Raw genomic sequence first — 12,756 nt, forward strand, 5'->3', positions numbered from 1 at the left:
TAGCTTTGGGCATTGCTATACTTTAACAATGCACAGGCTCAAAACAAAGCTTTTGGAAGGTCCGCACGCACACAATGTCGATAAAATCGGCAATTTTGCACGCCATCTTCTCAAACGCTTCATCGATGACCGCTGCTTCGAATCGGCCGGATCGCTTTCCTATGCCAGTATTCTGGCTGTAGTACCGTTCGCTGCCGTGGTATTCACGGTTCTGGCGGCCTTTCCTATTTTCGACCAGTGGACCCAGAATCTGGTCGATTTCATGTTCGATAACTTCGTGCCGAGCGTTGCCGACAACCTCGAGCAGAGTCTTCGTACCTTCACCGACAGTGCCCGAACTTTACCGGCTACCGGCTTGATGGCATTGCTATTCTCGGTTGGTCTGACCATGTGGAGCGTTGAAAAGGCCTTCAACCGGATATGGCGGGTGCCAATGGTGAAGCCCAAACTCCTACGGTTTCTGACCTATTGGGGCCTGCTGACAGCCGGATCGCTATGTGTAGTTTCCCTGTTAGCGCTCAATTCGGCGCTGAGTGTGTACATCAATCTGGCCGATTACACCCCAGGGTATCTGGATGGCGTCGGACTGATGCTGGCACCGGTGTTGATCGAATTCATCGGATTCAGTGCCGCCTATTGGCTGATACCGCACCGTTCTGTGTCGCTGCGCTATGCGCTGACCGGCGGCGTCATCGCCACGATTCTGTTCGAATTGCTGAAATGGCTTTTCGCAATCTATCTACAGTCCGTTTCATTTCGGCATATTTACGGTGCCATGGCCGTGGTGCCCATAACCCTGGTCTGGCTTTATGCGGTGTGGCTGGTTGTTTTGTTCGGGGCCTCCTTGACCGCCTCCCTGGCTTCATTCCGCTACCGACCCAAAGCCGTGCGGGCCGCCAAAGGACTCGATTTTTACTGGGTACTGCGTCTGGTCGTCCGTTTCCAACAGGCCCGTACCCAACGAACCCGTCTGACATTCAACAGTCTGTCCTTGCTCGAACCCAATATCGCCGAGCCGATGATTCGCAGTTATCTGGCCGGTCTGGCCGGCATCGGCTTAATCGAGAGCGACAGCCATGAGCATTGGTGGCTCAGTGGGCCCTTGTCCGAACATACGCTGAAAGACCTCCATCAGGGTCTGGGTTTGCGGATTCCGGTAGAAGACATCGATCTGCCTTCGCAGGGCGATGACATCGATGGGCTTATACTACCGGTAATCGATGAACTACGCGGATCCGTGAAGGCGCGGTTAGAACGTCCTTTGTCCCTGTGTTTTCCCGAGGCTCCCGCACCATGATCCGAAACTCCCTTTTGATAGCTATGCTTGCATTGGTTCTGGCCGCCTGCAGCGATAAGTCCGCGCCTTCGTCCGAATCGGGGTTTGTCCCCTCCAAGCAGACGCCGGCGCTTGTCGTGGAAACTTTCCAGGGCAGCAAATTCGATCTTTCCGAGCATCGCGAGAAATGGGTGGCGGTCAATTTCTGGGCGACCTGGTGCGCGCCTTGTCTGAAGGAAATTCCGGATTTCAATGCGTTTGCCAAATCCCGCAAGGATGTCCAGTTCATCGGTCTAGCTTACGAGGAAATCACGCGTGAAGACATGTCCGCCTTCCTCAAGGACCACCCGATCGATTATCCGTTCGCCATCATTGATGTCTACAATCCGCCGGAGCACTTCGAAACCCCGCGCGGGTTGCCGATGACCGTTCTGATTGCGCCCGGTGGCAAGGTGGTCAAGACCTTCCTTGGTCCGGTGACGTCATCTGAACTCGCCGAGATTATTGGACCTCCCGCTCCTCAGTAATCGGCTTTGATCGGTTTTGGTGGGACGCGGTATTGTTCCTTGCGCGGCTTGCCCGATAGCGGTTTCCACTCTGGGGTGATGACTTTCACCGAATCATCCGGAAAGTTTGCGATGAAGTGCCGGATCAGATTCAGACGTCCGAGCTTCTGACTGTTGAAATCGACCAGCGTCCACGGTGCATGCTTGGTGTGCGTTGCTTCCAGCATGGCTTCACGTGCGGCAGTGTAATCGTCGTACTTGGCACGTGATAGCACATCGACCGGTGACAGCTTCCACTGTTTGAGTGGGTCATCAATGCGCTCACGGAAGCGTTTTTCCTGCTCGTCCTGATCGACGGTGAGCCAATATTTGAAGAGCAGGATGCCGTCGTCCACTAACATTTTTTCCAGAATCGGCACCTGTTTCAGGAAATCTTTAGTTTGTTGTGGTGTGCAGAAACCCATCACCTTCTCGACTCCAGCCCGGTTATACCAGCTGCGGTCGAAAAACACGAACTCCCCGGCTGCTGGCAGGTGCGCTAGATACCGTTGGAAATACCACTGGCTGGCCTCCACATCGGTTGGCTTGCCCAGCGCGACGGTTCGGCACGAGCGGCTGTTCATATGAGCTTTGATGGCGGCAATCACGCCACCTTTGCCGGCAGTGTCGCGGCCTTCCACCAAAACCACGACGCGCCTGCCGTTCTTATGGACCCAGTGGGTGATACGGTTGAGTTCGATCTGGAGCTTGGCCAATTCGGTTTCGTATTCTTTCCCCCCGATTTTCTTGGACATGTGGCCTCCCCGCCTCAGCGTTCGTTCAGTCGCGGTTTCAATGCAGCCAGATTACAGGGCTTGGTGGCATGGTTCAATTGATGGCGGATGATTTCGTTCCAGGCCAATCGACAGGCACTGGTTGATCCGGGCAGACAGAAAATGAATATGCCGTTGGCCAGACCTGCCAAGGCGCGCGATTGCAGGCTGGAGGTGCCGATATCGGCATAACTCAGCTGCCGGAACAGTTCGCCGAAACCCGGCATTTCCTTGTCGAGCAGGGGCTGGATTGCCTCGGGGGTGCTATCGCGTCCGGTGAAGCCGGTGCCGCCGGTACATAGAATGCCATCTACTGTGGGATCGGCGATCCATTGCGAGAGCAGGGCACGGATACGGTATTTATCGTCCGGCAGCAAGCCGCGCGCACTCAGATGATGGCTGTCTGCCTGCAGTGCCTGGCACAGATAGTCTCCGGAAGCGTCCTCCGCTCCGGTCCGACTGTCGCTGATGGTCAGCACACACAGATGGAGTCCGGTCGTCATGTATTTCCCTCAGTCAAAAGTTTCAGTTCATCGGCCTGGTTTTCGACGGTCAGCCGTTCGATCAGATCGTCGAGGTCGCCGGCGACGATTTCAGGCAGCCGGTAGAGAGTCAGTCCTTCCACGCGGTGATCGGTGATGCGGCCCTGAGGAAAATTATAGGTCCGGATGCGCTGGCTGCGGTCGCCACTACCGACCTGCAGCCGGCGCGATTCAGCCTGTGCTGCATTTTGCTTGGCGCGCTGTTCGTCGAGCAGGCGTGCTTTCAGCAGGCTCATGGCGCGTGCGCGGTTCTTGTGTTGGCTGCGCTCGTCCTGGCATTCAACCACGATACCGGATGGCAGATGGGTGATGCGGATGGCGGAATCGGTTTTGTTGACGTGTTGGCCGCCGGCACCGGATGCACGGAAGGTATCGGTGCGGATATCGCCCGGCGGAATATCGATATCGGCAACCGCGTCCATTTCCGGCAGGATGGCAACGGTCGCGGCCGAGGTGTGGATGCGCCCCTGGGTTTCGGTGTCGGGTACGCGTTGTACGCGGTGCGTGCCCGATTCGAATTTGAATTTCGAAAAAGCGCCCTTGCCTTCGATACGTGCGATGATTTCACGGTAACCGCCGTGTTCACCCGGATTGCTCGACAGGATCTCCAGCGGCCAGCGTTTGCGCTCAGCAAAGCGGGCATACATACGGAACAGGTCACCGGCGAAAATCGCAGCCTCGTCACCGCCGGTGCCGGCGCGGATCTCCAGGAATAGATTGGCATCATCGCGAGAATCAGCCGGAATCAGCAGCAATCCGAGTTGCGATTCGAGATGCTCCATGGCTGCTTTAAGGCGCGGGATTTCTTCTTCGGCCAGGTCGCGCATTTCAGGATCCGAGCGCCAGGCTTCCGCCTGCTCCAGATCACGTCGCGCCTGGTGATGGGAACACAGACCGGAAGCGACTGGGTCGAGCTGCGCATACTCCTGGGACAATTCACGGAAGCGGGTGTTGTTGCCAATAACATCCGGATCCGACAGCAACCGGCCGATCTCCTCGTGCCGTTCCGCCAGATGCTCGAGTTTGCGCAGCAGTTTAGGGCTGAGCATCGGAGTCAAGCTGGAAAATTTGTTCGGCTGCACGTATCAGTGCGCTATCGCCGTCTCGTGCCGCCTGTTTCAGAACTGTCGTGGGGGCATGCAGGAATTTGTTGCTGAGCTGGTTGGCTAGCATTTCCAGAACTGCATCGGCATCCTCGCCGCGGGCCAGGGCCTGCCGGGCTTTTTCCAGTTGCAGGTCGCGCTCGTGTTCGGCACGTTGGCGAAGCTTCAGAAGTCCGCCCTGGTGCCCCATGGCTTTCATTTCTGTATAGAAATGCTCGGCATGAATGGCGATGAGCGCCTCTGCTTCGACCGCGGCCTGTTGACGGAACGCGCGGCCTTCCTCGAGAACATGATCGAGATCATCCACCGTATAGAGGTAGACATCGTCCAGATCCGCGGCTTCCGGCGCGATGTCACGCGGTACCGCCAGATCGATCAGCAGCATCGGTTTGTGGCGGCGCTGGGTGATGGCGTCGGCGATCTCGTTTACGTGCAGCACCGCAACCGGACTGGCGGTGGCGCTGATGACGATATCTGCCTCGGCCAAATGTTTGGCGGCATCCGAGAGGTGAAGCGCATACGCCGAGAAACGTGAAGCGATGGCCTGTGCGTGCTCCAGTGTACGGTTGGCGATGACCATCCGTTTCACATTCGCCTGTGCCAGATGCTGTGCCGCCAGTTCGATGGTCTCGCCGGCGCCAATCAGCATCACGCTGGACTGGTCGAGTTGACTGAACAGCTGCCGGGCCAATTTGACACTGGCGTAGGCGACGGACACCGGATGTGCGCCGATACGGGTTTCGGTCCGGATGCGTTTGGCGGTGGCAAAGGTCTGCTGGAACAGGCGGTCGAGCAGGCCATGCACGCTCCGTTGCTGGCGGGCGATGGACCAGGCCTGTTTAACCTGGCCGAGGATCTGTGGCTCGCCCATAATGAGTGAGTCGAGGCCGGATGCCACTCTGAACAGATGCTTTACCGCCTGTTCATCCTGATGCTGATACAGATAGCGGCTGAGCGCCTCGGGTGCGATGCCGTGATGTTCGGCCAACCAACGCGCCAGATCAGCTTCATGTTCTGGCGCGATATGGCTGTAGATTTCAGTCCGGTTGCAGGTGCTCAGCAATACGGCCTGTTCGACTCCGGGTACTTGCATCAGTGCTGCGAGTGCCTGGCCTTGCTGGCTGTCCGACACGCTCACGCGCTCGCGCAGCTCAATCGGCGCGGTCTGGTGATTCAAGCCAAGGACAAACAGGGACATAGTAGGACTCAGACGATGACGGTTTATTTTAGCCTGTGTACACTGTGTTGTATGCGTCCAATTGCTTTCAGCGCCTTGTTAACCGTTTTTCCGGTACTTTTTCCGTCCACTGGGTATGCGGATGTGCCCGATCTGCAGACTGATCGGCTCGAAGCCCTGCTGGAAAGCGAGTTTCAGTTCCAGTCCGGACAGTTCAAGCAGGCCTTTTCCTATTATCAATCGCAAGCTGCCGGGCAGCTCAGTGCTGAAGAATTGTTGCGCGGGATGCAGTTGGCGGCCGTCCTTGGTGAAACATCTTGGCTGGCCACTCTGGACGCAGTGCCTGCCCTGGCCGAGGCCACCCAGATTGATCTCATCCGCCAACGTTTTGAACGAGCACTACTGGCAGGCCGAAGCGATTCGGCGCAACAGGCCTGGCAGGCATTAGTACGGCATCCGGATGAGCGTGGCATCTACATTTCCCGTGCCGTCATCGAGACCCATGCTGCCCGCCACCAACTGACGCTCCATGCGGCATTGGCGAGGTATGCAGGCCGTCCGGACTTGACCCCTGTGGAACGATTCGAATTGTTCCAGTTCGCTTACCAATGGCGACTCGAGAACCTGGCTGACCGCCTTGAAGGCGGATTGCCGCCTGAAAGCGCAGAGGCTGCTTTGGCCAGCACACTTCGTGAGTGTGTGGAAGGTGCTGCCGATGCCTGCAAGCGTCGCCTGCAGCGGCTCGATCCATTGGATTTGAATGAATGGCAACGACGCAGTGTCCTGGTTCTGGCGCAGAAATCTGGAGATGCGCAACAGCACAGGCGATGGCTTGAGGCCTTGCCACAGGATGGCGGTACCTATTACCAGCGGATCGTATTACTCGGCCGTGCCATGGATGATGTGAAGGCACGTGCACTGATGGCACAGATTCGCAAAGATGCCGCCTTAGATGGTTTTCAGCGCCCGGCACTGCTGGGCTCGCTGAGTGAGCTTCTGAAAGACTGGCCGGAGGCGGAAACGAATTACCGTGAGGCTTTGGAGAATGGCGTACCGACCACTGCCAGCGTCCGCTTGGCGGTGGTCTTGTTCCGCCAAGGCAAGCAGGATGCGGCATTCGGCCAATTGCAGGCGGTTGCAGCAGATGCCGATTTATCCGATGAAATCCGCCGGGATGCTTTCCAGACTGAAATCCAGTTCCATCGCATTCTTCGCAGTGATGAGAGTGATGTCGAGGTGCTCAATGCCATATACCGGCGTGGCCTCACGCACTGGCCACAAGCCAATCCCTTGCGTTATCAGTACGCCATGCGTCTGTTCGGGCAGGAACGGGTCGAACCTGCCATGTCGGAATTGCAGACAATCCTTAAATCAGCTCCTGCGGACGCCGAAGCTCTTAATGCCTATGGCTTTACTTTGGCCAAGGAGTTGAACAAGCCGCGCGCCGCCTTTAAACCGATTGCCCAGGCATTTCTTCTGGCGCCCGAACAGCCCGAAATCCTCGACAGCTTTGGCTATGTCCTGTTTCGTCTGGGCAGAGACAAGGAGGCGCTGACCCACCTCGAGAAAGCCTGGCGGCTCACGCCATCGGCCGTTACGGCCGGCCATCTCGGTCAGGTTTTTCTCCGGCTCGGCGACCGCCAGCAGGCATATGACTACCTTGAAAAGGGCCTCCAGCTGGATGCTTCGGAAGCCGAATTGCTGGCTCTGCAGGAGCGGCTGCGTTGAAACGTCTGGTTTTGCCGGCTCTGCTGCTTCTGGTCGGCTGTGTGTCTGTGGTCAATCGTTCCAATCCGGTCCGAAACGAAGCGGGGCGCGAGGAATACCTGGCTACGCATACCGACTGGGCCTTTACCGGTCGTCTGGCTTATGCCCATGCCGGAAAGGGCGGTTCGGCACGCATATCCTGGCGGCAGAGCGCTGAAATCTCGGAGGTCCGAGTGATGGGGCCGTTGGCCATGGGGTCGGCGTATTTGCGTGTTGATGCGAATCAGGCCCAGATTTTGGATGCCGGTGGCCAGCCCGTGAAATCCGGAACGCCTGAGGCGTTGCTGGCTGAGTTGTTGCAGGTGCCGGGGCCGTTGCCGGCCTTGCCACAGGGCCTGCGTGCATTCTGGCCGGAAAAGCCGGAGTGGAACGCTTTCGCGTCCGCCGGGTCGGTGCGTATCGCCGAATGGTCCTGGCATTACGGCGAATGGCGTGATGAGCCTGTACGTTTGCCCGGGGTGATCGTTATAGAACGCGGCCAGACCCGTCTCCGGCTAGTGATCGACCAGTGGCAGGAGCTGCCCAATGACTGAGTCTGACTGGAGCTCGTGGCCGGCACCGGCCAAAATCAACCTGTTTTTGCGCATCACCGGTCGCCGCAGTGACGGCTACCATTGCCTGCAAACCGTATTCCAGCTGCTTGACTGGGGGGATGTGGTTCGGCTTCGGGTGCGCATGGACGGTCGAATCATCCGCTTGGAATCTCCCGGTTACGACGTGCCGGAGGCGCAGGACATCGCCGTGCGTGCTGCCCAGGCTCTGCAGACGGCCGCCGATTGCCGGCTCGGGGCGGAGATCGCGATTGACAAGCAGATTCCCCTCGGCGGCGGCTTCGGCGGCGGGTCCAGCGATGCCGCCACCGTACTTCTGGCGCTCAATCATCTTTGGGGCTTGAATTTGTCCGAAGCGCGCTTGGCGCAGATTGGTCTCAGCCTCGGGGCCGATGTACCGGTCTTCGTGTACGGGCAAAATGCCTGGGCGGAAGGGGTGGGTGAACGCTTAACGCCGATTCAGCTCCCACAGGGCTGGTATTTGTTGATTGACAGCGGTGTGCAGGTGCCGACGGCTGAACTTTTTCAATCGCCTCAATTGACGCGCGACCAAAAATTGGTGAAAATAGCCGGCTACGTAAGTGGTTCGTTGCTCGATAACGCATTTGAACCGGTAGTCCGCACGCTGCAACCCCGGATCGATTCGGTGTTCACAGCCATGGCGGGCTTCGGCAAGGTTGCGCTTACCGGTACCGGAGGCGGGTGTTTCCTGCGCTTCGATTCGAAAGAAGCGGCGCGGGAAGCGCAGGCCGGATTGCCTGATGGTTACCGCTCCTGGGTGGTCTCGTCAGCACCGGAGTCGATGCTGTTGCAGGCCTTGCGGTCGGCGCGGTACGAATCCATTACATGAAGAAATTGGGGCGTCGCCAAGAGGCCCAAGGCACCGGGTTTTGATCCCGGCATCCGTAGGTTCGAATCCTACCGCCCCAGCCAATTTCTGAACAATGTGTCAAGGGCCAACGATGAGTAAGCAAAACATGCTCGTTTTTTCGGGTAATGCGAATCGCCCCTTGGCGCAAGCGGTGTGCCGCGAACTCGGTGTGCCCATGGGCAAAGCCCTGGTCGGCAAGTTTTCCGATGGCGAAGTGCAGGTCGAAATCGAAGAAAACGTCCGTGCCCAGGATGTCTTCGTGATTCAGCCGACCAACGCCCCGTCGGCCGAAAATCTGATGGAACTGCTGGCGCTGATTGACGCACTCAACCGTGCTGCCGCCAACTCTGTGACCGCCGTGGTGCCATATTTCGGTTATGCCCGCCAGGATCGCCGTCCGCGTTCGGCACGGGTGCCGATCACCGCCAAGGTCGCCGCCAAGATGTTCAGTGTGGTCAATGCCGACCGCGTCATCACCATGGATTTGCATGCCGAACAAATCCAGGGTTTTTTCGATTGCCATGTCGACAATGTCTATGCCTCGCCGTTGCTGCTAGCCGATATCTGGCGCAATCACGGCACCGACAATGTCATCGTGGTGTCGCCGGACGTCGGCGGTGTGGTGCGCGCACGTGCCATCGCCAAGCGCCTGGATGATGCCGACCTGGCCATCATCGACAAACGTCGGCCGCGTGCCAACGTCGCCACGGTAATGAACATCATTGGCGATGTCTCCGGCAAGACCTGTGTCATGGTCGACGACATCGTAGATACTGCCGGTACCCTATGCGCTGCCGCCAACGCCCTCAAGGCGCAGGGCGCGGTCAAGGTCGTGGCGTACTGTACGCATGCCGTGCTGTCCGGCGCCGCCATCGGCAATGTCACCAATTCGGCCTTGGATGAGCTGGTGGTTACCGATACCATACCGCTCAGCGAAGCGGCCAAGGCCTGTGGTCGTATCCGTCAGTTGAGTGTGGCCGAAGTGCTGGCCGAAACCATCCGGCGCATCGCGCTGGGCGAGTCGGTCAGCTCGTTGTACGTCGATTGATTCTTTTTGTGGGTGGGTGCCGGACGCATGCGGACGGCAAAAACCCAAACCTTGCTCATTTGGTCGCGAATGAGCGCACTCCCCGCCGCGAGGCGGTTTAACGTCAGTCAAATAGGTGATTTTTATGTCAGAACATCAACTCAATGCAAGTGCCCGCAAGGATGAAGGCAAAGGTGCGAGCCGCCGCCTCCGTCATGCCGGCCAGGTGCCTGCCATCGTGTATGGCGGCAGTACCGCTCCGGAATCGATCCAGGTCGAACACAACCATCTCTGGCACATCAGTCAGAACGAGTGGTTCTACGCCTCGATTCTCACCCTGAACGTCGATGGCAAGGGCCAGCACGTCCTGCTGCGCGATATGCAGCGCCATCCGTTCAAGCAGCAGATTATGCACTTGGATTTCCAGCGTATCGATGAAAACGAAGCCATCCGTTTCAATGTGCCGCTGCACTTCCTGAACCAGGAAAAATCCCCAGCCGGCAAAACCGCCGGTGTGATCGTCACCCACGAGCTGAACGAAATCACCATCGTCTGTCTGCCGCGCAATCTGCCGGAATTCGTCGAGGTCGACCTTTCGGCTTTGAGCGCCGGCGATATCGTGCACATGTCCGCCCTGAAGCTGCCTGAAGGCGTTACGTTGCCGGCACTCAAGCTCGGCAAGGAGTACGATTTGGCCGTCGTCATCGCTAAGCACGCCCGTGGCCAGGAAGAAGACACTGTAGCGCCGGAAGCTGGTGGTGAAGTGCCGTCGACCAAAGCCGCCAAAGCCGCCGCCGCTCCGGCTGCTGCGCCTGCCAAGAAGAAGTAATGGGGTCTGCCGCCTTTGCCGGAAGTCCGGCAGGGGCGGTGTCCGCTTATGGATGCGATTTCGCTTATCGTCGGCCTGGGCAATCCCGGTTCCGAATACGCCCGAACCCGGCACAATGCCGGGTTTTGGTTTATTGATGCGCTCGCCGAAAAATACCAGGCGCGCTGGAGTTCCGACAAGAAATTACAGGCAGAAACCGCCAAAATCACGGTTTCGGGGCGTAGCGTGTATCTGTTGAAACCGTTGACGTTCATGAATGTTTCGGGTCGCGCGGTGGTGGCAGGCCTGCATTACTGGAAAATCGATCCGGCCGGCTGCCTGTTGGTCCACGATGAGCTTGATTTGGCGCCGGGTACCGCGCGCCTGAAATTCGATGGCGGACATGGCGGCCAGAATGGCCTGCGCGACACCATGGCCCAGCTCGGTCATGGCGGATTCCATCGTCTCCGGATCGGAATTGGTCATCCTGGACATAAAGATAAAGTCACGCCCTGGGTGCTTGGCCGGCCTGGCGCGGACGATGCGCTTGCGATATTGCAGGCGGTCGATACGGCCATCGGTATTGTGCCGATGTTGGCCGAGGGGCGTTTCAATGACGCCATGAAACAGTTGCACACACCGGCGGCGATGTGACGCGGCCAGACATAAATCGAGGTTAAACATGGGCATCAAATGCGGTATCGTCGGCTTGCCGAACGTCGGTAAATCCACTCTTTTCAATGCCTTGACCAAGGCCGGCATCGCTGCTGCCAATTTCCCGTTCTGCACCATCGAGCCCAATACCGGGGTGGTGCCGGTCCCGGATCCGCGTTTGGCCCAGTTGGCGGAAATCGTCAAGCCTCAGCGAATTCTGCCGACATCCTTCGAGTTCGTGGACATCGCCGGTCTGGTTGCCGGCGCCTCGAAAGGCGAGGGGCTGGGCAACAAATTTTTAGCGCATATCCGCGAGGTGGACGCTATCGCGCATGTGGTGCGTTGTTTCGAACACGGTGAAATCGTGCATGTGAATGGCAAGGTCGACCCGATTTCCGATATTGAAACCATTGACACCGAGCTAGCTTTGGCGGACCTGGATTCGGTTGAAAAAGCCCTGTTGCGCACGGAAAAGCTGGCCAAGTCCGGTGACAAGGAGGCTGCCGCCCGCAAGCCGGTACTGCAACTCCTACGCGACGGGCTAGATGCCGGAAAAACCGCACGCGCACTGGGTCTGGATGCGGAACAGAAGGCCTTGGTCCGTGATTTGTTCCTGCTGACCCTGAAGCCGGTCATGTACGTGGCCAATGTGCTTGAGGACGGTTTCGAGAACAACCCCCACCTGGACAAGGTCCGCGCCCGCGCCCTGGCTGAAGGCGCCCAGGTAGTGCCGGTCTGTGCCGCCATCGAGGAGGAGCTGTCCCAGCTTGAGGATGACGAGCGTCAGGAGTTCCTGACCGATCTTGGCCTGGACGAGCCAGGCTTGAATCGGGTGATCCGAGCCGGCTACACGCTGCTGGGTATGCAGACCTATTTCACCGCAGGGGTCAAAGAGGTCCGTGCGTGGCAGGTCCACAAGGGCGCCACAGCACCACAGGCCGCCGCCGTCATCCATACTGATTTCGAAAAAGGCTTCATCCGGGCTGAAACCATCGCTTTCGCTGATTTCATCCAGTACAAGGGCGAGGTCGGCGCCAAAGAGGCTGGGCGCCTGCGCCTGGAGGGCAGGGATTACCTCGTTCAGGAAGGCGACGTCCTTCATTTTCGCTTTAATGTCTGAGCCATTTAGGCGTTGACAAAGCCTAAATATCGAGCGAAAATAACGGGCTAACTCTGGAGGGATACCCAAGCGGCCAACGGGGGCAGACTGTAAATCTGCTGGCTTACGCCTTCGGTGGTTCGAATCCACCTCCCTCCACCAGTTTTTTGTGCGCTTCCAGCTTTGATGCAAAGGCGGGATTAGTTTAATGGTAGAACCTCAGTTTTCCAAACTGATCGCAGGAGTTCGATTCTCCTATCCCGCTCCATTAAGCCGTGTTTGATTTTGTTGTTTGTGTTGCCGCTCACGTAGCTCAGTCGGTAGAGCACTTCCTTGGTAAGGAAGAGGTCGAAGGTTCGATTCCTTTCGTGAGCACCAGTTCCATCCGGTCCGTCCGCGGATTGGCCTCCATTCCACAATTTGCTTGAGAGATCATCATGTCAAAAGGTAAGTTCGAACGTACCAAGCCCCACGTGAACGTGGGCACCATCGGCCACGTGGACCATGGCAAGACCACGTTGACTGCGGCCCTGACGAAGGTCGGCGCGGAGCGTTTCGGCGGC

Annotated in this window: 14 protein-coding genes and 4 tRNA genes; 14 read left to right on the top strand and 4 right to left on the bottom strand. The window is 58.1% G+C overall.

All coding sequences use genetic code 11. The annotated features are described in order from the left end of the window. Positions 1 to 28: 28 nt before the first annotated feature. Positions 29 to 1,297, top strand: a complete 1,269-nt coding sequence (locus tag ACIQ0Q_RS05585; RefSeq protein ID WP_395771964.1) for a YihY family inner membrane protein — start codon at positions 29 to 31, stop codon at positions 1,295 to 1,297. After that, positions 1,294 to 1,803 carry a TlpA family protein disulfide reductase gene (locus ACIQ0Q_RS05590; protein WP_395771965.1) on the top strand — a complete coding sequence of 170 codons (510 nt, stop codon included), beginning with the start codon at positions 1,294 to 1,296 and terminating at the stop codon, positions 1,801 to 1,803. Before ACIQ0Q_RS05585 ends, ACIQ0Q_RS05590 begins: the two co-directional genes overlap by 4 nt. Here ACIQ0Q_RS05590 and ppk2 read toward each other — a convergent pair. Genes ppk2 through hemA form a run of 4 tightly spaced genes read right to left on the bottom strand, consistent with a single transcriptional unit; the run spans position 1,797 to position 5,437 of the window. Further along, on the bottom strand, positions 1,797 to 2,576 hold the full coding sequence (gene ppk2, locus ACIQ0Q_RS05595; protein WP_395771966.1) for a polyphosphate kinase 2: 780 nt from the start codon (positions 2,574 to 2,576) through the stop codon (positions 1,797 to 1,799). The two genes, ACIQ0Q_RS05590 and ppk2, sit on opposite strands and share 7 nt — an antisense overlap. A gap of 14 nt (positions 2,577 to 2,590) precedes the next feature. Further along, positions 2,591 to 3,097: a molybdenum cofactor biosynthesis protein B gene (moaB, locus tag ACIQ0Q_RS05600; RefSeq protein WP_395771967.1), complete on the bottom strand. Its 507-nt coding sequence runs from the start codon at positions 3,095 to 3,097 to the stop codon at positions 2,591 to 2,593. Further along, entirely contained in the window at positions 3,094 to 4,185 is a 1,092-nt protein-coding gene (gene prfA, locus ACIQ0Q_RS05605; RefSeq protein ID WP_395771968.1) for a peptide chain release factor 1, read from the bottom strand. Before prfA ends, moaB begins: the two co-directional genes overlap by 4 nt. Next, entirely contained in the window at positions 4,172 to 5,437 is a 1,266-nt protein-coding gene (hemA, locus tag ACIQ0Q_RS05610) for a glutamyl-tRNA reductase (protein WP_395771969.1), read from the bottom strand. The genes prfA and hemA overlap by 14 nt, the downstream gene beginning before the upstream one ends. A gap of 123 nt (positions 5,438 to 5,560) precedes the next feature. On the opposite strand from hemA, the gene ACIQ0Q_RS05615 reads away from it, so the two are divergent. The 12 genes from ACIQ0Q_RS05615 to ACIQ0Q_RS05670 all read left to right on the top strand — a co-directional run. Further along, positions 5,561 to 7,144 carry a hypothetical protein gene (locus tag ACIQ0Q_RS05615; RefSeq protein WP_395771970.1) on the top strand — a complete coding sequence of 528 codons (1,584 nt, stop codon included), beginning with the start codon at positions 5,561 to 5,563 and terminating at the stop codon, positions 7,142 to 7,144. Beyond that, the gene (locus ACIQ0Q_RS05620; protein WP_395771971.1) at positions 7,141 to 7,716 is read left to right on the top strand and encodes an outer membrane lipoprotein LolB; all 576 of its coding nucleotides are present in this window, start codon (positions 7,141 to 7,143) and stop codon (positions 7,714 to 7,716) included. The genes ACIQ0Q_RS05615 and ACIQ0Q_RS05620 overlap by 4 nt, the downstream gene beginning before the upstream one ends. After that, on the top strand, positions 7,709 to 8,584 hold the full coding sequence (ispE, locus tag ACIQ0Q_RS05625; RefSeq protein WP_395771972.1) for a 4-(cytidine 5'-diphospho)-2-C-methyl-D-erythritol kinase: 876 nt from the start codon (positions 7,709 to 7,711) through the stop codon (positions 8,582 to 8,584). The genes ACIQ0Q_RS05620 and ispE overlap by 8 nt, the downstream gene beginning before the upstream one ends. Positions 8,585 to 8,590: 6 nt before the next feature. Next, positions 8,591 to 8,667, top strand: a tRNA-Gln gene (locus ACIQ0Q_RS05630). A gap of 29 nt (positions 8,668 to 8,696) precedes the next feature. Beyond that, the gene (locus ACIQ0Q_RS05635) at positions 8,697 to 9,653 is read left to right on the top strand and encodes a ribose-phosphate diphosphokinase (protein ID WP_395771973.1); all 957 of its coding nucleotides are present in this window, start codon (positions 8,697 to 8,699) and stop codon (positions 9,651 to 9,653) included. 124 nt (positions 9,654 to 9,777) lie between these two features. After that, positions 9,778 to 10,461 carry a 50S ribosomal protein L25/general stress protein Ctc gene (locus ACIQ0Q_RS05640; protein ID WP_395771974.1) on the top strand — a complete coding sequence of 228 codons (684 nt, stop codon included), beginning with the start codon at positions 9,778 to 9,780 and terminating at the stop codon, positions 10,459 to 10,461. A 48-nt stretch (positions 10,462 to 10,509) separates the two neighbouring features. Continuing rightward, positions 10,510 to 11,094, top strand: a complete 585-nt coding sequence (pth, locus tag ACIQ0Q_RS05645; RefSeq protein WP_395771975.1) for an aminoacyl-tRNA hydrolase — start codon at positions 10,510 to 10,512, stop codon at positions 11,092 to 11,094. Between the two features lie 28 nt (positions 11,095 to 11,122). Continuing rightward, positions 11,123 to 12,214: a redox-regulated ATPase YchF gene (gene ychF, locus ACIQ0Q_RS05650; RefSeq protein ID WP_395771976.1), complete on the top strand. Its 1,092-nt coding sequence runs from the start codon at positions 11,123 to 11,125 to the stop codon at positions 12,212 to 12,214. Positions 12,215 to 12,269: 55 nt separating this feature from the next. Further along, a tRNA-Tyr gene (locus tag ACIQ0Q_RS05655) sits at positions 12,270 to 12,355 on the top strand. 32 nt (positions 12,356 to 12,387) lie between these two features. After that, positions 12,388 to 12,461 (top strand) — tRNA-Gly (locus tag ACIQ0Q_RS05660). Positions 12,462 to 12,495: 34 nt separating this feature from the next. Beyond that, positions 12,496 to 12,571, top strand: a tRNA-Thr gene (locus tag ACIQ0Q_RS05665). Positions 12,572 to 12,630: 59 nt separating this feature from the next. Continuing rightward, positions 12,631 to 12,756: GTP-binding protein (locus ACIQ0Q_RS05670; RefSeq protein WP_250065382.1), on the top strand; the 126-nt coding region annotated here is incomplete at its 3' end.

Source organism: Arenimonas sp. (assembly GCF_044348765.1).
Lineage (GTDB): Bacteria > Pseudomonadota > Gammaproteobacteria > Xanthomonadales > Xanthomonadaceae > Arenimonas.